Annotated in this window: 16 protein-coding genes; 7 read left to right on the forward strand and 9 right to left on the reverse strand. The window is 63.6% G+C overall.

From position 1 onward, the window contains the following. Positions 1–205: 205 nt before the first annotated feature. Positions 206–1,648, reverse strand: a complete 1,443-nt coding sequence (locus P9875_RS26565; RefSeq protein ID WP_278317052.1) for an IgA Peptidase M64 — start codon at positions 1,646–1,648, stop codon at positions 206–208. A gap of 208 nt (positions 1,649–1,856) precedes the next feature. Here P9875_RS26565 and P9875_RS26570 point away from each other — a divergent pair, with 208 nt between their 5' ends. Both P9875_RS26570 and P9875_RS26575 read left to right on the forward strand, forming a co-directional pair. Continuing rightward, positions 1,857–2,459, forward strand: coding sequence for a TetR/AcrR family transcriptional regulator (locus tag P9875_RS26570; protein WP_278317053.1), 603 nt, complete (start codon positions 1,857–1,859; stop codon positions 2,457–2,459). A gap of 8 nt (positions 2,460–2,467) precedes the next feature. Further along, positions 2,468–3,670, forward strand: coding sequence for a DUF418 domain-containing protein (locus P9875_RS26575; RefSeq protein WP_278317054.1), 1,203 nt, complete (start codon positions 2,468–2,470; stop codon positions 3,668–3,670). Here the strand turns inward: P9875_RS26575 and P9875_RS26580 are convergent. The 3 genes from P9875_RS26580 to P9875_RS26590 form a co-directional block, all read right to left on the reverse strand. Continuing rightward, a complete protein-coding gene (locus tag P9875_RS26580) occupies positions 3,661–4,914 on the reverse strand; it encodes a cyanophycinase (RefSeq protein ID WP_099401650.1) in 1,254 nt (417 codons plus the stop codon). The two genes, P9875_RS26575 and P9875_RS26580, sit on opposite strands and share 10 nt — an antisense overlap. A 154-nt stretch (positions 4,915–5,068) precedes the next feature. Beyond that, the gene (locus tag P9875_RS26585) at positions 5,069–7,873 is read right to left on the reverse strand and encodes a TonB-dependent receptor (protein WP_278317055.1); all 2,805 of its coding nucleotides are present in this window, start codon (positions 7,871–7,873) and stop codon (positions 5,069–5,071) included. 31 nt (positions 7,874–7,904) lie between these two features. Next, entirely contained in the window at positions 7,905–8,906 is a 1,002-nt protein-coding gene (locus P9875_RS26590) for a MurR/RpiR family transcriptional regulator (RefSeq protein ID WP_278317056.1), read from the reverse strand. A gap of 199 nt (positions 8,907–9,105) precedes the next feature. Here P9875_RS26590 and P9875_RS26595 point away from each other — a divergent pair, with 199 nt between their 5' ends. Together P9875_RS26595 and P9875_RS26600 are read left to right on the forward strand one after the other, a co-directional pair. Beyond that, positions 9,106–10,242 carry a succinylglutamate desuccinylase/aspartoacylase family protein gene (locus tag P9875_RS26595; protein WP_278317057.1) on the forward strand — a complete coding sequence of 379 codons (1,137 nt, stop codon included), beginning with the start codon at positions 9,106–9,108 and terminating at the stop codon, positions 10,240–10,242. A gap of 9 nt (positions 10,243–10,251) precedes the next feature. Beyond that, positions 10,252–11,640 carry a YfcC family protein gene (locus P9875_RS26600; RefSeq protein WP_176387343.1) on the forward strand — a complete coding sequence of 463 codons (1,389 nt, stop codon included), beginning with the start codon at positions 10,252–10,254 and terminating at the stop codon, positions 11,638–11,640. A 28-nt stretch (positions 11,641–11,668) separates the two neighbouring features. Here the strand turns inward: P9875_RS26600 and P9875_RS26605 are convergent, their stop codons facing one another. From P9875_RS26605 to P9875_RS26615, 3 genes are all read right to left on the reverse strand, one after another. Further along, positions 11,669–12,874 (reverse strand): alpha/beta hydrolase family protein, encoded by a 1,206-nt coding sequence (locus P9875_RS26605; protein WP_278317058.1) that lies wholly within the window; start codon positions 12,872–12,874, stop codon positions 11,669–11,671. 155 nt (positions 12,875–13,029) lie between these two features. Then, the gene (locus P9875_RS26610) at positions 13,030–13,455 is read right to left on the reverse strand and encodes a GNAT family N-acetyltransferase (RefSeq protein ID WP_278318879.1); all 426 of its coding nucleotides are present in this window, start codon (positions 13,453–13,455) and stop codon (positions 13,030–13,032) included. Between the two features lie 160 nt (positions 13,456–13,615). Beyond that, positions 13,616–13,822 (reverse strand): hypothetical protein, encoded by a 207-nt coding sequence (locus P9875_RS26615; protein WP_278317059.1) that lies wholly within the window; start codon positions 13,820–13,822, stop codon positions 13,616–13,618. A gap of 185 nt (positions 13,823–14,007) precedes the next feature. On the opposite strand from P9875_RS26615, the gene P9875_RS28770 reads away from it, so the two are divergent. Next, the gene (locus tag P9875_RS28770) at positions 14,008–14,208 is read left to right on the forward strand and encodes a hypothetical protein (protein ID WP_423221865.1); all 201 of its coding nucleotides are present in this window, start codon (positions 14,008–14,010) and stop codon (positions 14,206–14,208) included. A gap of 193 nt (positions 14,209–14,401) precedes the next feature. On the opposite strand, the gene P9875_RS26620 is transcribed toward P9875_RS28770, so the two are convergent. Beyond that, on the reverse strand, positions 14,402–14,599 hold the full coding sequence (locus P9875_RS26620; protein WP_278317060.1) for a hypothetical protein: 198 nt from the start codon (positions 14,597–14,599) through the stop codon (positions 14,402–14,404). A gap of 265 nt (positions 14,600–14,864) precedes the next feature. On the opposite strand from P9875_RS26620, the gene argH reads away from it, so the two are divergent. Further along, positions 14,865–16,262, forward strand: coding sequence for an argininosuccinate lyase (argH, locus tag P9875_RS26625; protein ID WP_278317061.1), 1,398 nt, complete (start codon positions 14,865–14,867; stop codon positions 16,260–16,262). Positions 16,263–16,314: 52 nt separating this feature from the next. On the opposite strand, the gene P9875_RS26630 is transcribed toward argH, so the two are convergent. Next, entirely contained in the window at positions 16,315–16,971 is a 657-nt protein-coding gene (locus P9875_RS26630) for a hypothetical protein (protein ID WP_035822266.1), read from the reverse strand. Positions 16,972–17,640: 669 nt separating this feature from the next. Here P9875_RS26630 and P9875_RS26635 point away from each other — a divergent pair. After that, entirely contained in the window at positions 17,641–20,172 is a 2,532-nt protein-coding gene (locus P9875_RS26635; protein WP_278317062.1) for a M4 family metallopeptidase, read from the forward strand. Positions 20,173–20,221: the final 49 nt, after the last annotated feature.

Below are 20,221 nucleotides of genomic sequence, written 5' to 3' on the forward strand. Positions count from 1 at the left end.
AATCGCAGTGCTCATTTGATAGCAACATGGGGCTGGCGTGCGTAAAAGCGGCCGCGCAAAGGAAGGGGAGATTGCCTGGAAAACAAGCTGTGCTGCGCCATGGCGCGAGGCGCCAGGCGGAAAATGGTAAAAAATGGGGGCCATGCTATTGCGTTGCAACATGGCCCGCCTTGCCTCACTGCTTATGGGAATGACAGAAGCGGTCTTATTTGCCCGATGCCGGGGCGGGACGCGAATACAGGTCGATGATGGTGCTGATGCCATCCTGGCACACGGAGCAGAACGTCTCGCTGCGGTCGAACATGATGCACTGCATCTCGGGACGGTAGTAGCCGGACGACTCGTAGTTCGCGCCTTCAAAGGCGCCCACCGCATGGCGCTGCGGCGCCTTCGAGAACAGCTGCTGCGTGTACGCCAGGTCGGCCTTGAACAAATCGCTCATCTCGCTTTCGGGACGGTTGGCCGCGCGCAGGGCGGCGCGCTGCTTCTGGTATTCGCGCGCATGGCTGTCGTACGCTTCCTTCGGCCACGGCGTGGGCAGCGGCGTGCCCGCCTTGACGTGGTTCTTCCATTTCAGCCTGGCTGGATCGCGCAGCGCCGTGGCGTTCGGCTCCCAAGGTTCCTGGCGTTCGCCATTCGACTGATAGGCCACGGGCGAGGTGTAGTACTCGTCGGCCAGGCCCGCAAAATGGTGGCCGAATTCATGCACGAACAGGTAATTGGCCCAGTCATTGTTCGCCGCCGCCGTGCTGAACTGGCCGAAGATGCCGCCGCCGCCATAGGTATCGTTATTGACGAGGATTTCAATGAACTCATACGGCGCGTACTGCGCCAGGTCGCGCAGGGCGCGGTTGTCCGTCGTCAGCACATAACGCTCGCTGCCGAAAATGTCGTAGCGCGTGCCCAAGGGTGACGCGTGATGCACGCCCGTCGAAGGGCGCGACACGCCCGATTCCTGGGTCGGTGCGGCCATGGCCCACACATTGAAGTCCTTGGCCCGCTCGCGAAATGGCGAGACGGTGAAAAGATGCTCGGCCAACTTGCGCGCCGTCGCTTCGAACTTGCCCATTTCGGCCGCCGTGTAGCCATCGCCCATGATCAAGAGGTCGACCTTGTCGCTGGAGGGACCACTGATGCGGATCGGGATCGGCTTGACGGGCGCAGGCGGCTGCTTGCGGATCACGTCCTGCGCGGCCGGATCGACATCGGTGCTCCACACCACGGAAAACAGGCCGCGCTCATCGCGTTTCAGGATGCGCACGCGCACGGGATGCTCGGGCTGCGGGAAGCGCACGGATTCCTGGAAGGCGCGCGTCGTGGTTTTCGCTTCATCGGTGCTGGCCCATTCGCCAAAGATGGTGGAAAAACCGCGCGAGTACAGCACCTTGCCCGACTTGATGTCGACCACTTCCAGCATATTGTTACCGCGGTTGCTGTCGTCGATGGGACGCGCCAAATTGCCCGGCCATGGCAGGGGTTCGACCAGCACGCGCTCGACTGCATAATGCTCGCCCAGCGCATTGCCGCTGTGCTGGTAATCGAGGCGCATGGTGGCCGGCTGGGCGACACTGGCAGCGTGCGCGGCAGGGACGATGCCGAAGGCCAGCGCCAGCGCGCAGAGGAAAGATCGAATCGGGGTCTGCTGCATGTCATTCCTAAAACGGTAGAAAAACAGGTGAATGGATCGGTTTTCCAAACAATCGGCGGGCCTGCCGGCAGGCGCGGGAAAAACCGCTGCGGCACATTGTAGCGACAGGAAGCAAGCGTGCAAAGCGCCCTTTTCAGCCGATTCGCTTGACCAGGCAAGGCAATCGGCCTATATTAGACTGACCAGTCGATTAATTAAAGGCAAATCCATGCGCACCATCGATCCCGATAAACACGCGGCCCGCCGCGACGCCATTCTCGCCGCCGCGCGCCACTGCTTTGCGCGCAAGGGCTTTCACCAGACCAGCACCGCCGCCATCTGCGCGCAAGCGGGCATGAGTCCCGGCAATCTGTTTCATTATTTCCCCAGCAAGCAAGCCATCATCGCCGCCATCGTCGACCAGGAAGGCAGCGAGACGGCCGCCTACTTCGCCGGCGTGCAAGGCAGCGCCGATGCCTACGGCGCCCTGCTCGACTTCATGGATGTGGTGCTGGCGCTGGCGGCCGACGCGGATTTTGCGGGACTGGCGCTGGACATTGCCGCCGAAGCGATGCGCGACACGGATATCGCGGCCAGGGTGGCGCGCAACGACGCCAGCCTGCGCGGCGGCCTGCAAGCCTTGCTGGAAGAGGCGGCCGCAGGAGGCCAGGTCGACGCCGCGCTGGACGCGGCGCAAACTGCCAGCTGGATCGCCGCGCTAATCGACGGCATCTTCAACCGGGTCGCCGTCGATCCCGATTATGCACCGTTGGCGCAACGCGCCAGCCTGCACCTGCTGCTGGCGCGCTTCCTGCGCCCTGCCCTGGCATGAGCGCCGTCATGCAAACCCGGCCCACGCGCATCGCCGACGTCGACGCCCTGCGCGGCTGCGCCCTGTTCGGCATTTTGGTCGTCAATATCGGCGCCTTCGCCACGCCCTGGTTCGGCCTGGGCTTGACCGATCCCGCCTTTCCCGGCGGCGTGGACCGCGCCACCCACTTCCTCGTCGCGCTGCTGTTCGAGACCAAATTCTACCTGCTGTTTTCCTTCCTGTTCGGCTACAGCTTCACCTTGCAGATGCAGGCGGCCGCGCGCGCCGAGGCGCCGTTCGTGCCGCGCATGCTGCGCCGGCAAGCGGGCCTGTGGCTGATCGGCGCCCTGCATGCCGTGCTCCTGTTCCACGGCGACATACTCACGACCTACGCCCTGCTGGGCATCGTGCTGCTGGCGCTGCACCGCTGCGGCGAACGCCAGGCATTGTCCCTGGCGCTGGTGCTCGTCGCCGTCTGCGTGGCGTTCTGGGCAGGCATGGCCTGGCTGCAAAGCCTGCAGCCGGAGGGCGACACCGCCGACAACGCCGTGGCGATGGCGCAAAAGGCGGCAAGCGCGCTGGCCGCCTATCGCGCCACGCCGGCCGCCGTCATCCATCAGCACCTGCGCGAACTGAATGACATCTGGCTCGTCCTGCTGCTGGTGCAGGCGCCGTGTGCGCTGGCCATGTTCCTGTGCGGCCTGGCCGCCGGCAAGCGCGAGATGCTGCTGCACGCCAGCGATTATCTGCCGCTGCGCCGCCGCCTGCTGTGGGCCGGCGCGCTGGCGGGGCTGCCCGGCGCCGCCTTCTATGCGTGGACGTCCGTGTATGGTGACAGCCAGACATGGCAGGTGGCGGGACTGGCCGTGGGCCTTGCCACCGCGCCGTTGCTGGCGGGCGCCTACCTGGCATTGGCGCTATCGCTGTTCGAGCGCCTGCGCGACGGCACGCTGTTTGCGCTGCTGGCCGACACGGGCCGCATGGCCCTGTCGAACTACCTGCTGCAGTCGGCCATCTGCGCCGTGCTGTTCCTCGCGTATGGCGCGCGGCTGATGGGCAGCGTGTCGCCGCTCGGTGCGCTGACGCTGGCCGCCATCATCTTTTGCGCGCAGCTGCCACTGAGCCACTGGTGGCTGCGCGGCCATGCGTATGGCCCCGTCGAGTGGCTGCTGCGGGCCCTGACGATCGCCGCGTGGCCGCGCTGGCGGCGATCGCGCGCCACTTACTTGTAGCGGTACAGCGGCTGGCGCAGCTGGATGGGGCGGATGTCGAGGCGCAGCTTCAGCACCGAATACGCTTCCGCCTCGGTCGAGCTGTAGCCGACGCTGTTGACCGTTTTACTGAAGCGGAACTCGAAGCCCAGGTCCGGGTACGGGTCGCGCGGGTTACCGAAGGCGATGCCGATGGCTTCCTGCTGCGCGTTGTCGATCAAATTGCCCATCAGGTCGAGCACGGCGTTGTTGCCGAGGATATCGTTGGTAAACACGGGCTCGCGCATGTCTGGCTGGTTCGGATCGAGCTTGTTGTCGGCCTTGTCCGGCGACGGCGTAAACACGCGCGTGACGAGGTTGAATTTATCGCCCCGGTCCAGGTAGCTGATGGCGGCATTGCTGATATTGAAATTTTTCACGCCACGGTCGCTGATGGCGCCCGACAGGTCGATCAGCAAGGCGCCGCTGTAGCCGATGACTTCCACGTCGCGCATGGCGTCGACCACCATGGCGCTGTTTTCATCGATGCCCAGTCCCAGGTGATAGCCTTTTTTCAGCATCACGGGGATCATGCGCGCAAAGCGCCCGCGCACCAGCAAATGCTGGTCTACGAAGACATCGCTGCCGATGAAGCCGAGGCCAGGCGCGATCTCGCGGCCGTCCGTCACGCCCATCTTGAGCATGTCGAGCACGGGCTTGGCGTCGTAAAACATGGTGGTGCTCATGATGGCGGCGCCGGCGCTGGAACCGGCGATCACGCCGCCGTTGCGGTAGACCGACCAGATGGCTTCCAGCGCGGCCGTGCGGCTGCCGTCCGGACGCAGCAAGGCTTGCGTGATGCGTCCCTGGTCGCCGCCGGCAAAATAAATGCCGCTGGCCGACTTGATCTGCGTGACGATGGCCGGGTCTTCGGCCGCCTTGCGGTAATCCCTGTTCGCCAGCTTGACGGCCAGCGGCACGAAAAAGGCGTCGGCGCCGTACTGGTTCAGCTTTTTGATGATGCTTTCGCCCGATTTTTCCGGGTTCATCGCGGCCGAGGCCAGCACGGCGATGCGCGCGCCTGGCCCGCCCGACAGCTTGACGATGCGCTGCCAGACTTCGGCATTGTCGGCGCGCAGGCCGCCGCCGATGATGACGAGCGTGCCCTGCGGCGCGCTGCCGATGGCGCTGCCGCCCGGCGCCGCCACGGCATGGATGCTGCACAATGCCAGCGCGAACAGCAGCGCGGCGCGGAAGGTGTGATACAGGCTTGCGGATGATTTCATGGTGCCTTTCGAATACAAGGAAAGTGGCGCGCACTTGTTGATACAGGCACGCGCCCTTGCTGCCAATACTGCTGCTTGCAACCCAACTGCATCAAACTGCAATACTACTTGCTGCATATGACAGCGCTGTTGCGGTATCTCCTGCTTTTCCGCCTTATTTGAAGCTGTAATTGGCGCTCGCATAAAAGCGCCGGCCACGCGGGTCCGAATAAGTAGGGTCATAGCCGGACAGGAAGTAGTACGCCTGGTTCGAGTATGGCGGGCTGGTATTGAACAGATTCTGTATGCCCGCGCGCAGCTTGAACTGCTTGCTGACGGCGTACGCGCCCGACATGTCCCACAAGGTGTAGGCCTTCACCCGGTTCGGCTTGACGACGCTGCCATCGTCCGTGTTGATGGCCGAATTCTGGTCATCGTAGCCGCTCGAATACGTGTTCGACAGGCTGGCCGAATACGGGCCGTTGTCCCAATCGAGCGTGATCGTATGGCGCCAGCGCTGCACCACGCCTTCCGTGACGAATTTATTGAGGTTGCTGATAAAGACTTCGCCAGGGCTGGTCTGGATAGTCGAATCGAGCACATATGTGCCGCTCAGGTGCGCGCCAAAGCGTCCCCACGCCGTTTTCACGCCATGCAGGTCGGCCGTGATATCGATGCCCGCCGCCTTTTGCGCGCCGCGGTTTTCCTTGCGCAGCTCGATGTAGTCGATCAAGCCGTCTTCATCGCGGTGCACCAGATCGCCGTACTTGGCCAGATTGCCGAGGATGATGTCGTCGCCGATTTCGCTGATCAGGTCCGTGCGCTTGATGTTCCAGTAGTCGGCACTGAAGGTCCAGTGCTGGCTCGGTTCGAGCACCAGGCCGGCCGTGAACTGGCGGCTGCGCTCCGGTTTCAGCTTGTCGTTGCTGTAGCGGCGCGTATCCCAGTTATCGGCGCAGACGGAATAATCATTGTTCTCGCTCGCGCAATATACGGGATCGGGCAAGGTCGCCGTGCTGCTGTAGGCAGTGGGCCGGTGCAGGTCGGACATCGATGGCGCGCGAAAGCCCTTGCCGGCCGAAGCGCGCAGCAGCACCTGCTTGCTGGGCATGTAGGTCAGGCCGATCTTCGGACTGAGGGCGCCGCCCACCTGCTGGTAATGGTCATAACGGCCCGACAACTGCGCCTGCCACTGCTTGGTAAACGGCAGCAGCAATTCGCTGTAAATCGCTTGCACCTTGCGGCTGTCGCTGGTGGCCACACCGCCTTCGGGCGCCGCGTCGTTGTTGATGTTGTCGCTCATCAGCAACGCCGACGGACGGAACTCGGTGCGTTCGCGCCGCACTTCGCCACCCACGGCCAGCGCCATGTCGCCGCCCTCCAAGGCCATCAGCGCGCGCGATGCCTTGAAGTCGAGCGCATCCATGGTGCCGCGCGCATGCCGCACTTCGTCATTGACCTGGATGCTGTCGAGCAGCGCCTTGCCCTTCGCGCCCGATGGGCCAAACGGGTTGATGTCGCCGGAGGCGATGCCTTCCAACAGCTTGTCGTACAGGACATAACCATGCGTGTCGCGGTCCTTCACGACGTTGACGCTGTGATTGAAGCCCACGTCATAATCCCAGCCGCCGAGCGTGCCGCTGGCGCCCACCACGAAGCGCTGGCTCTCGCTGGTCAACTGGCTGGTGCGCATGCCCGCCTCGTTCAGCCGCATGCGCAGCTCCAGTTCGCGCGCAGTCGGATTGCCGTCTTCGTCGACGATGCTATCGAGGCCGGTATTGGCCAGCTGCGGCACCTTGCTGTAATCGAGATAGCCGATCACGCGCGCCGACGAGCCCACGTAATAGCTGCGCGAGCGGCTCAGCGCCACTTCCGCATACAGCTGGTGGTCATTACTCAGTTTCAGCACGCCGCGCGTGAGCAGGTTCTGCTTGTCCGTCTTCGGATACAGCTCCGTGTCGCCCATGTAGTCATAGGTACAGGCATCAACACCACCCGTTCCCGCCGGCAGGTACAGGTTGGCCGGCGGCGAACAGTTCGGGATCGACGGATTGATCTGGCGATTGGTAATCGGCTGGCCATTGAGCAGGAAGCCATTCTCTTGCAAATAGTCGCGCTGCTCCCCCGACAGGCGGATATTCGCCGGGCTGGTAAAACTCGACAGCAAATGCCCGAGGCGCTGCGGCACCTGCAGGTTCGGAATGAACTTGCGCTGCGAGGAACTGAGGCGGTCCGTTTTTTGCAGGTCGACCACAGCGAAGATATTGTAGCCATCCGTGGCCAGGTCGCCCGTGCCTGCCGTGATGCTGGCCGTGCGCTTGCCCGCGCCGCCTTCATCGGTGCGGCTGCCGTAGACGTTCAGCTCCACGCCCTGGTAATCCTTGCGCGTAATAAAATTGATGACGCCGCCGATGGCGTCCGTGCCGTACAGGGCCGAGGCGCCGTCGAGCAGCACTTCCACGCGCTGCAGGGCGGCGGCGGGAATGTTATTCAGGTCCACGCCCGCGTCGTCGCCGGGCGAGGCAAAGTTGGCCATGCGCCGTCCATTGAGCAGCACCAGGGTCGACGACGTGCCCACGCCGCGCAGGTTGGCGCTGTTGAAGCCGCGCTGGTCGCCGCCGATATTGATGCTGGCGCCATCGGTCAGGCCACCCACGTTGGCCGACACGCGCGCCATCAGCTCGGCCGCCGTCGTCACGCCCGCCTTTTCGATCTCGGCGCGCGTGATGACCTGCACCGGCAGCGCCGTCTCCGACTCCAGCCGCTTGATGGCCGACCCCGTGATCTCCACGCGCTGCATTTTTTTCGGCGCAGGCTCTTCATCCCGCACCGGCTCCTGTTTCTGCTCTTGCGCCTGCGCGCCGCCGGCCAGCATGCCCAGCGCCGCCGACACGCTCAGGGCGCCCAGCGCGAGGCGCACGCCTTGCGCCAGCGCCGACTCGCGCGGCAAGGAGCCACCGTCCTGTCTTTTCATCTGCATTGCCACTCTCCCCAATAATGATGCCTGATTTTTATAATGATTTTGCGACTGCCTTGCGTTGCTTTGAAGCTGTTTTCCGGGAGCCCTGCACACCATGCTCGCCGCCGTACAGATAGGCGGCGATGACGTCGCTCAGGCGGGCCGCTTTTTCAACGTTCTTTTTGTTCGATACCATCAGTGCCACGGCCAGCGCCTCGATCATGGCCAGCGCCGTGCTGGCGCTGCTGGGCAGGACGGGATGCGTGCTTTGCGCATACAGCGCGTGGTCGGCCAGTTCGGCCAGCGGTGAGGCGGGAGAATCGGTGAGCGCCACGATGCAGGCGCCGCGGTCGCGCGCGAAGCTGGCCAGGCCGATGCAGTCGAGCGTGTAGCGGGGGAACGAGATCACCACCAGCACGTCGTGCGCCGTCAGGTTGACCAGATGGCCGGCCGCCACTTCCGAGCCGCCGATGCCCACCACTTCCACCACATGCGGGCAAAACGGCTGCAGGTGCTGCACCAGCATGCCGGCCAGGTTGGCCGACAGGCCGAAACCCATCACATACACGACCCTGGCGCGCGTCAGGCGGCGCACCACGGCCTGCATGGCCTGCGGCGACAGGGCATCGGACGTGGCGGCGATGTTCGCGGCCGCATATTCCAGGCTTTGCGTGACAGGCGAGGTGGCGCGCGCGCGCCGCTCTATGGTGCGGCGCAGTTTGTCGACCGGCTGCAACAGCGATTGCAGGGTTTCGGCCATGGCGCCGCGCATGGCCGAATAATTCTTCTGGCCGATGTCGCGCGCGAAGCGGCTGATGGTGGCTGTCGATACCTGGCAGCTGTCGGCCAGTTCCTCGATGCCCAGCGCCGTCACCCGCATCTGGTTGCGCAGCAGGTAGTCGGCGATCTGCCGCTGCGAAGCCGAGCCGCCGGCCAGCACGTGCATCAGCGCCTGCCCCAGCGGCGATTGCGCGAAGGCGGCGTCGGGCGACGCCAGCGCGGTGGCAAGTGGCTTGGGGACGCTGCTTCTGGCAGGACTGGCGGATGCTCTCATATCACTGGCGGCCTGTATTCTTGGGCACTGCGGATCACTGGCGGAAGGCGAAATCGGGTCGCTGGAACTTACTGTACTCATATCAAAAAGAAAACTCAACAAATATTTGTAAAAGGATTTTCATTGATTTACTTCGTGAAAATATTGCTACATAATCGACCGGAATCCATCAACCATGCACCTTTTCGGGGCACCCACCATGCAAGTACACCAGCATCCCATCTCCACCGCACACGCCAGCGTAGCGTGCCAATTGAGCAGTTTCCACTTCGGCGCCGCGGCCGCCACCAGCCGCAGCGGCAAAAAGGTGTACATCCAGGCGGCGCTGCACGCGGACGAGGTGCCGGGCATGCTGGTGTCGCAATTTTTGCGCCGTGAACTGCTGGCGCTGGAAGCGGCCGGCAAGATCCACGGCGAAATCATCCTGGTGCCGGCCGCCAACCCGATCGGCCTGGCGCAAGCCATCCATGGCGCGCCGTTCGGCCGCTTCGACCTGACCACCGGCATCAACTTCAACCGCGCCTACCGCCACGTGGCCGATGAACTGAAAACCACGCTGGCTGGCCTGCTGGGACAGGATGCGCAAGCCAACGTGGCCCTGATACGCGAGCATGCGCGCGCCGCCGTCGCCGCCTGGCGGCCGGGCACGGATGCGGAGACCTTGAAGAAGACCCTGCTGGGCATGGCCATCGACGCCGACATCGTGCTCGATCTGCATTGCGATAACGAGGCGGCCCTGCACATCTACACGGGCACGCCGCTGGCGGCGCAGATCGCGCCCCTGTCCGCGCTGCTGGGCGCGCGCGCCGTGCTGCTGGAACTGGCGGCCGGCGAAGAGCCGTTCGACGAAGCCTGCAGCCGCTTGTGGTGGGATCTCGACGCGCACTTCGGCGGACGCTATCCGATTCCCGCCGCCTGCCTGTCGACCACCGTCGAGTTGCGCGGCGAAGTGGAAGTGAGCTACGCCCTGGCCGAACGCGACGCCGCCGCCCTGCTGCGTTTTCTCGCCATCGAGGGCGTGCTGGAGATAGCCGGCGCCGGCGACGACCTGCCCGCGCCGCAATGCGAGCCCACGCCGCTGGCCGGCGTGGAACCGATCCTCGCGCCGCATCACGGCGTGCTGGTCTACCTGCGCGAAATGGGCGAGGTGCTGGCCGCCGGCGACGCCGTGGCCGACCTGATCGATCCCGTCAGCGGCGAGACGACGACCTTGCGCTGCACGGTCGCCGGCGTCTTTTTTGCGCGCAGCGCCCACCGCCACGTTTTGCGCGGCATGAACGTTGGCAAGGTCGCAGGCGCCGTCGCCTTCCGCGGCGGCAGCCTGCTGAGCCAATAAATGACACCCATGAGAAAATTCAAGCTCCCCAATACCTTCGTCCTGCTGTGCGGCATTCTGGCCATGATCGCCCTGGCGACGTGGCTGGTGCCAGGCGGGAAATTCGACACCCAACTGGTCAATGGCAAACAGCTGATCATCCCCGGCACGTTTCATTACGTCGACAACAAGCCGCAGGGACTCGCCGCGCTGATGATGGCGCCCATCAAGGGCTTTGTCGACGCCAGCCTGATCATCGGCTTCGTGCTGATCGTCGGCGGCGCCTTCGCCGTGCTGCAAAAAACGGAAGCCTTCGATTCGCTGATCAAGGCCATCGCCAAGGCGCACACCAGTTCGCGCTTCGTGCGCGCCGCCATCATCCCCGTGTTCTTCACCATGTTTTCGCTGGGCGGCGCCACCTTCGGCATGAACGAGGAAGCGATTCCCTTCATCCTGATCTTCGTGCCGCTGGCCCTGGCTCTGGGCTATGACACCATCACGGGCGTGTCGATTCCCTTCATCGGCTCGCAAGTGGGATTTTCCGCCGCCTTTTTGAATCCGTTCAACGTCGGCATCGCGCAGGGTATCGCCGGCGTGCCGATCTTTTCCGGCATCGGCTACCGCCTGATCGTGTGGGCCATCGCCACGGCGGTCAGCATCGTGTTCTTGATGTGGTACGCAGCGCGCATCAAGCGCCATCCGGAAAAAAGCCCCACTTACCTGCTCGACATCGAAAAGCGCAGCGAGCACACACTGGACCTGAGCAGCTTTGCCGGCATGACGCGCACGCATCGCGCGGTACTGTGGATTTTCATGGCGACCCTGCTGACGATGGTCGTCGGCGTCGTCAAGTACGACTGGTTCATCGATGAAATCGCCGCCCTGTTCCTGGTGATGGCCATCGTCGTCGGCCTGGTCGGCCGGCTCGACATGGACAGCCTGGTGGCGTCGTTCGTGCAGGGCGCGCGCGACATGGTCAGCGTGGCGCTGGTCATCGCGCTGGCGCGCGGCACCATGATCCTGGCGCGCGACGCGCAGATCATCGACACCATGCTGCATGCATTGACGCCCCTGGTGGCGTCGTCGAGCCCCGTCTTCGCCGCGCAAAAGATGTTCTTCATGCAGTCGGTGATCAACTTCTTCATCCACTCGGGCAGCGGGCAGGCGGCTCTCACCATGCCGATCATGGCGCCGCTGGCCGACCTGGTGGGTGTGACGCGCCAGACCGCCATCCTGGCCTTCCAGTTCGGCGAATTCACCACGCCGATGATCCCCACGTCCGGCATCACCGTCGGCGTGCTGGCGCTGGCGCGCGTGCCCTGGATTACGTGGGCCAAGTGGATGATTCCGCTGCAGCTGATTTACCTGGTGCTGGCGCTGCTGCTGCTGATTCCGCCCTGCCTGATGCACTGGCAGTAAGCACGGCGGCACCATCGCCGTGGCTTTCTTATTTGCGGTACGCCTGTCCGTAGGCGCCATGGATGCCGCCCTTTGCCCAGTCGGCCATCAGGTCGTAAAACCCGGGCGTGATGACAGTGGACTTGCGCGTTCCATCCGGCGCCTGAACGTAGCCGCGCATGCCGTGATCGGCCTGCGGGAAAACGTAGACAGAGATGGCCTGGCCCTGGCCACGTAACGCCGTCAGGCGCTCCACGGTGACAGCCGGCGGTGCCTGGCGGTCGTCCTCCGCCAGGGCCCATAACTGCGGCGCCGTGACTTGACTGACAACCTGCACGGGATCGAGCGACCAGTCGATATCGAGCTTGTCGAACCGCGGTATGCCATGCTTGCGCAACTCCTCGGCCGGCATGCCCAGCAACACCCCCGTGTAGCCTCCCTTGATGAGGCCAAACCACGCTTCCTTGCCAAACTGCTGCTGGAATGCCGACAGGTCGTCCAGTCCATCCTGGTAGCTGGATTTGACGATTCTGGCCGTGATATCCGTCACCGTCCTGGCCTTGGCGATGACGTCGTCGCCATAGCCCTTATCCTGCAATTCCCTGGCGACCTGCGCCGCATCCTGTTCCGTGATATCGGCCACCAGGCCATAGCCAATGCCGAGAAATTGCGCCTTGGCGCGCGCCTGCGCCAGCGGGGCGATCCAGCCACCCTGGCTCACGCCCATCAGGCCGAAGCGGCCGTAGCGCCCTTGCGCCAGCCGTTTTGCTTCACGCGACGCAGCCACCAGGTCATCGGCCAGGCGTGGGAAATTCTGCGTATATTCGCCTTCGGACAGCCCCGTACCGCGCTTGTCATACACGAAAACGGACACGCCCCGTCCAACCATCTGGTAAGGGTCGCGCGCGCGGTCTATCCAGCCGCTGCTTTCGGAACCATGGGCATACACGACCAGCGGCGTATCCTTGCCGGCGCCCGGCGCTTCCAGCAAACGGCCCGCGAGCATGATGCCATGCGATTCAAAACGCGTATCCGCTTCGGCCAATGCCACTTTCGGCCAGCGTTCCTTGCCGTTGACAAGCACGGCGTCCTTTCCGCACGCGAGCAACGCGCCGGCATCCTGCGTGTTGCCGACGGTCCCGTCGCTGAAGGTATAGGCGTACCCTTTTCCCCCTTGGGTGAGGGCGACGAAGCCCGTCTGGTCCTGGCGAAAAATACCCGTCTCGCAAGGCGCCGGACTGAATGCCTCCGGCATCGGTGCGGCAGTCGCCGTGAGCGATGCGACAAGGAGAGGCCAGAGAAAATAAGGAGTCATGGAGTCAGTATCCGCTAGGGAGCTGTCGCGTTGTTGATCAGGAAAATGGCGATATCAGGCCAAGACTGGGGGCGCGCACAAACCGCGTCAGCTGTTCAACGCCGATAAATATCGGGAAAATACCGCTCCATCAGCGTCTCCGGCCTGAGTGGCGCCGTAAAGCCGTGACGCGCATACAAGCCATGCGCCGTGCTGGTGGCCAGCATGAAACGGCGCAAACCCTGCAAGTCGGGATGCGCCATCACGGCCTCCATCAGGCGCTTGCTGTAGCCGCGGCCGCGGCACTCTTCCAGCACATACACGTCGACCAGATAGGCAAACGTGGCGTAGTCGCTGACCACGCGGGCGAACGCCACTTGACGGCCGTCCAGCGTGCCGCCGAAGCATAGCGAATGGTCAATGGCACGCTGTACGGTGGCCTGCGCGATGCCGATGGCCCATGTCGATTGCGTACTGAGAAAATGGTGAATGGCCGGAACGTCAAGTTCCGCCCTGTCGCTACTGATCTTCAAGTGTGGCATCACGCTGTCCGCCTGTCGTGGGAAAAACTGATCATCGGCGATTTGCGCGCTGCTGTCACCTGGGCAGGAAAGAATCGGGCTGCCTCCCCTTCTGACTGCTGATGACGGGGGTACTCTGCCTGCTGCTGCCGTAGCTGCGACTGGCACGCTGCCGCCATGCTTACAGCGCGGCTTTTTCTTCGGCGTTCAGACGCTTGGCGCTGACATACACGGTATGCATGGTGGCTTGATCGGCGCTGGCAACGAGGGCGGCGGAAGCGGCTGGCGCGGCGCGGAACTTCGGCACGGCGGCGGTGGCCAGGCTGGTGGCAGCGGCGATGGCGATGATGGCGACGAAGATGGCTTCCATATTTTTAGCGATGTTCATGATGGTGTCCTTTGGATGGCTGGTTGTCTGCTGCGATGATGGAACTGTAGGCGCATCGGCCCACCATCTCCACCGGATTGCGACAAACCGCCCAAAAGAAGGGACAGAATACCAAGTGACCCGATGAAAGGCAGGAAGCGGCGCTGGCCGCGCTGCTGCTGGCCTTGCTCGACCCGCAGCCTGTCGTGCGCCAGCTTGCCGTCTGGGCCTTCAGTGAAATGCGTTTTCCCGAAATGGCTCCCGCCGCGGCGGCGCTGCTGGCCGATCACGACGCCTCGGTGCGCGCCGAGGCTGCCGCTGCGCTGGGCATTGAACGAAATGCGCCAGGGCGTGGCTGTCCACTGCCGCCGGCGCGATGCCGATGGTCACTGAGGGCTGTCTGGTGAAAATAAGCTGCCTGGCTGGAAGCGCGCGTTCTGCCTGCGGCTACTGTGTGTTGGGTATTGCTGCTGTCACCTGGGCTGGAAAGAACCGGGGGCGCCGCCCGTTCCGATTGCCCATGATGGGATACTGCAAGGTGCTGCAAGATGCGGTGCGGCTACTGCTGTTACTGATACTGCCTGCATGGCATTGCCGCGCTTACAGGGCAGCTTTTTCTTCGGCGCTCAGGCGCTTGGCGCTGACGTACACGGTATGCATGGTGACTTGCTCGGCACTGGCGACGATCGGTGCCGGCGCGGCGCGGAACTTCGGCACGGCGGCGGTGGCCAGGCTGGTGGCGGCGGCGATGGCGATGATGGCGACGAAGATGGCTTCCATGTTTTTAGCGATGTTCATGATGATGTCCTTTGAGTGGCGGGTTGTGTGCTGCGATGATTGAACTGTAGGCCGATCCCCCCTGAACTGCCATCGGATTGCGACCAAACGCACGATTCGCGGGACAGAATACAAAAAGCCGGGATGGAACGCACAACCTACCCGCGCCGTGGCATTTGAGGCTTGCCAGCCCCATTCCTGGCCATTTCAGCGCCCTGCAAGCCCCTAAAAGCCCTACCGCCGGCCAACCTTGTTTATAATCGCCCTACACTAAAGGACTTCTTTCATGACTGATCAATTCTCCAAAAAGGGCGAAGCCTGGTCGGCCCGGTTTTCCGAACCGGTCTCGGACCTCGTCAAGCGCTACACAGCTTCTGTATTTTTTGACAAGCGCCTGGCGCTGTTCGACATCGAAGGTTCGCTGGCCCATGCGGAAATGCTGCATGCGCAAGCCATCATCAGCCCAGCCGACTACGCGGAAATCCAGCGCGGCATGGCGCAAATCTCGCAGGAAATCGCCGCCGGCCAGTTCGAATGGCTGCTGGACCTGGAAGATGTCCACCTGAATATTGAAAAGCGCCTGACCGAACTGGTAGGCGATGCGGGCAAGCGCCTGCACACGGGCCGTTCGCGCAACGACCAGGTGGCAACCGACATCCGCCTGTACGTGCGTTCCGCCATCGACGACATCACCGCCCTGCTGGCGACGTTCCGCAGCGCGCTGACGGACCTGGCCGAGCAGCATGCCGACACCATCATGCCCGGCTTTACGCACATGCAGGTGGCCCAGCCGATCACCTTCGGCCACCACATGCTGGCGTATGTCGAAATGTTCGGCCGCGACGCCGAGCGCATGGCCGACTGCCGCAAGCGCGTCAACCGCCTGCCGCTGGGCGCCGCCGCCCTGGCCGGCACCACCTTCCCCATCGACCGCCTGCGCGTGGCAAAAACGCTGGGCTTTGACGACGTCTGCCACAACTCGCTCGACGCCGTCTCGGACCGCGATTTCGCCATCGAATTTTGCGCCGCCTCCGCCGTGCTGATGATGCACGTGTCGCGCATGGCCGAAGAACTGGTGATCTGGATGAGCCCACGCATCGGCTTCATCGACATCGCCGACCGCTTCTGCACCGGCTCGTCGATCATGCCGCAAAAGAAAAACCCGGACGTGCCGGAACTGGCGCGTGGCAAGACGGGCCGCGTCTACGGCCACCTGATTGGCCTGTTGACCCTGATGAAAGGCCAGCCGCTGGCCTACAACAAGGACAACCAGGAAGACAAGGAACCGCTGTTCGACACCGTCGACACCGTTATCGACACCCTGCGCATCTTCGCCGACATGGCCGGCGGCATCACGGTGAAACCGGAAGCGATGCGCGCGGCGGCCCTGCAGGGCTATGCCACGGCGACCGACCTGGCCGACTACCTGGTCAAAAAGGGCTTGCCGTTCCGCGACGCGCATGAAGCGGTGGCCCTGGCCGTGCGCGCCTGCGTCGACGCCGGCTGCGACCTGGCCGACCTGTCGCTAGAGCAGCTGCGTGCGTTTTCCCCGTTGACGGACGACGACGTGTTTGCCGTGCTGACCCTGGAAGGCTCCGTTGCCGCGCGCGACCACGTGGGCGGCACGGCGCCACGCCAGGTCCGCGCCGCGATCGCCCGCGTGCGTACACAGCTGGAAAAATAAGCAGCGACTACTCTGCCTGACGCCCCGCTGCATTGCTGCAGCGGGGCGTTTTTCATTGGGCGACGATTTTCGACAGCACGGAAAAGGCGGCCCCCGTCTGCGACGCTTCCAGCAGCAAGGTCAGCTCCGTATACGTGCAGATGATGTTGATCAGGTTGATGCGCTCCCAGGCCAGGCGCTTGAGGATGGCGTGATACACGCCCGGCGTATAGCAGGTTTCGGGCGCCAGGTGCAGGGTCACGGCCGTCACCCGCTCCAGGCGCGCCAGTTCCTGCTCGCCGCCAAAGACCTCGTCCACCAGCGCATGCAGCGAACGGCTGCAGATCACCATCACCTCGTTGACGCCGCGCGTGACGGTGATGAAAGTGCCGCGCTGGGGCGCGGCTAGCGCCAGCAACTGGCGCTGGCAGTCATAGGTCTGGTCGGAATAACGGTAGGTAAAAATCATCAATTCACTGCGCGTGGACAGTTCTCCCGCGCGGTGCGCCAGCACGATCTCGCCGCTTTTCTGCTGCGGCATCCGTTCGGCCAGGCGGCGCAGCGCCATCACCACGGCGGCCTGCCCCACCGGTTTCCATAAGTCGCTCTGCAATTGCGGCTGCAACTGGCGCGCCAGTTCCGACAGGTTCAGCAAGCCCCGGCCCAATCCCTCGCTGAGAAAGGCCGATTCCATCACGATCTGTTCCACTTTGGTCGCTATCGAAAGCATAGTTCGTCAGGCCGGTGATTCCGGTGCACGCACCAGGAGCCGGCAACCCTTCCTGAAAAAAAGATGCACTGCGCCAGCGGCCGCGCCGGGCGGCGCGGTCGGACTCACTGAAAAGCCCCCCTCGCGGGGGAAGAGCCGGCTGGCGGCGGCTAGGAAGGCGGATGCAGCATGAATGCCGCTCCAGAGGGGAAATGGCTGAAACCAACAGCAGAAAACAGAACTGACGTCATGTGAAACTCCCGATTTTTTTCCCGATGCGCTGTATCTGGACGCGGTCATTGCCGCGTGCGCTTTTTTTGTCGTCGCCTGGTCCACTGGGGACAATGCGAAGAGCTAGTGTAGATCGCAACATTTAGAAAATGCAACAGTGTTTTTCCAACAGAGCGCGCCATTAGGGGAAGTAGTCCAAAACAAAAGTTACAGCTTGTGGTAGATCAAACTTTCCGATGATGCAGCGTCGATAAATGTTCAATTCTTAACAAAAATTCGCCTGGTGACCCATTTCTTGAATTTTTTGACATGGCGATCTCGACAAGTTTAGTGTCCCCCTACCCGGCGTCACGCCACCACAAAACGGCAGGCTATCCGCCTGCCAGGCACGCCGGGGTGGCCATCAGGCATCGCGGCCAGCTCATTCACCATTTCCTTAACCGATACCATGGAGCAGAAATGAATTTACGTTTGACGATAGTTGCCGCATCCATCGCCGCCCTGCCGCTGATGGCCACCACGGCGGACGCCGCCACGCCGCTGCCACAGACCCTGATGGCTGCCCCGGTGCCCCTGGCCTCTCCACAAGAGAACGCCGGCCTGGTCAACAAGCTGGCCGCACAGGCACGCAGCCGCGGCTTGAATACCGAGCATGGCTTTGCCGTCGGCGCCCAGCATCCGGGCGTCAGCGGCACGCGCGTGAGCCGCGTGCAGCACACCTACAAGGGCTTGCCCGTCTTCGGTTCCGAGACGGTCGTGGTCAGCAACAGCGCCGGCGACATCGTCAGCGAATCCGTGTCGGACCGCGCTTCCGGCCTCGGTAGCGGCGGCGTCAATTCCGTCACCCGCAGCGCCACCACCGATATCGACACCACGCCGGCCGTCAGCGCCGCCGCCGCCATCGCCGCCGCCGTGAAAAGCATCGGCGTGCAGGCCGTCGACCACGTGCCGCCGCATGCGCAGCTGCTGATCTACCCTGTCATGAAAACCGTGCGCATAGCCGGCGCCGAGAACAAGTCAGAAGCCGCGCTGAACGCCCTCGACGTGCAGGACGTGGTCGACCACTACGAGCTGGCCTACCTGGTGCAAACGCGCATGATCAGCGGTAGCAAACCGGTCTACTACGACACCGTCGTCAGCGCCAAGGATGGCCGCATCCTGCGTCAATGGAAAGCCCTGAAAACCGTGGCCGGCATCGGCAACAGCCAGTACAACGGCCAGGTACCGCTCAACACCACGCTCACGGGCAGCACCTACACCATGAAGGACCCGAGCCGCGGCACGGGCGGCAGCTTCGGCGGCATGGCCATCACGAATGCCAACCACGGCACCACCTCGGGCAGCGTGTACAGCAGCACCAGCAACACCTGGGGCGACGGCCAGCAATACATCAACGGCGGCAGCACCACCAACGCCAACGGCCAGACGGCGGCCGTGAACGCGATGTGGGGTCTGATGAACACCTACGACACGCACAAGAATGTGCTGGGCTGGTCCAGCCTGGATGGCAACAACACGGCCACCCACATCGCCGCCCACGTCAACACGGCCTACGACAACGCCTATTACGACAGCAGCTGCAAGTGCATGTACATCGGCGACGGCGGCAGCTCGTTCAACAACCTCGGCTCCATCGACGTGATCGGCCACGAAATGGGCCACGGCATCACGGACGCCACCTCGGGCCTGATCTACTCGCAAGAATCGGGCGGCTTGAACGAATCGAGCTCGGACATCGCCGGTGAAATGGTGGAAGCGTATGCGCGCGCCGGCGGCACGGGCACGACGATCCCCAACACGGGCAACGATTGGATGACGGGCAAGGAAATCGCCAAGAATGGCCAGCCGCTGCGCTGGCTGTACAAGCCAAGCAAGGATGGCAGCAGCCCGAATGCGTGGAGCAGCACCATCAAGAACCTCGACGTCCACTACAGCAGCGGTCCGAACAACCGCATGTTCTACTTCCTGTCGCAAGGTTCGAACTCCACGTCCAGCAGCGACTACTACAGCTCCTACCTGAACAAAAGCCCGCTGGCCATGACCGGTATCGGCAGCGACAAGGCTTACCGCATCTGGTTCAAGGCCGCCACCACCAAGTTCACCTCGTCGACCAACTACGCCGACGCGCGCAACAAAGTGCTGCAGGCAGCCGAGGAACTGTATGGCGTGGGCAGCGCCGAATCGATCGCGGTCAAACGCGCGTATGCGGCCATCAACGTGGGCGCCGACGTCGATGAATCGACGACGGGCGGCGCGGTGACGATCACCAGCCAGCCAGCCAGCATCACCGTCGCACCGGGCGCCACCGCCTCGTTCGCCGTGGGCGCGGGCGGCGGCACGGCACCGTACACCTACAAGTGGTTCCGCAACGGCGCCGTGATCAGCGGCGCCACGTCGCCAGCCTACAGCTTCACGGCCGTGGCGGCCGACAGCGGCGCCGTGTTCAAGGCAACGGTGACGGATTCGTCCTCGCCTGCCGTGACGGCCACGTCGAACAACGCCACGCTGACGGTGGGTACGAGCAGCGCTACCGAGCGCGTGACGAACGGCGGATTCGAGTCCGGCGCCACGGGCTGGAGCGGCACCACGGGCGCCATCGGCACCTTCACGGGCCAAACCGCGTACGAAGGCACGAAGTACGCCTGGCTGGGCGGCAATGGCGCCACGGCCAGCGAATCGCTGACGCAAAGCGTGGCCATTCCGGCCGCCGCCACCTCGGCCAGCTTGAGCTTCGCGCTGCATATCGACACGGCTGAAACAGGCAATACCGTGTACGACAAGCTGGTCGTCACCGTGAAGAACAGCGCCGGCACGGTGCTGGGCACCCTGGCCTCGTACTCGAACGTGAACAAGGCGGCCGGCTACCAGATCCGCACCTTCGACCTGATCGCCTACAAGGGCCAGACCGTGCAGATCTCGTTTGCCGCAACCGAGGACGCATCGCTGCAAACCTCGTTCGTGATCGACAAGGTCAGCCTGGTTACCCAGTAAGCGGCTGAATTGCGGGCAAGCCATCGATGCAAGGCTTGCCCGCACGGCA

Source organism: Janthinobacterium rivuli, from assembly GCF_029690045.1.
GTDB classification, from domain to species: Bacteria; Pseudomonadota; Gammaproteobacteria; order Burkholderiales; family Burkholderiaceae_D; genus Janthinobacterium; species Janthinobacterium rivuli.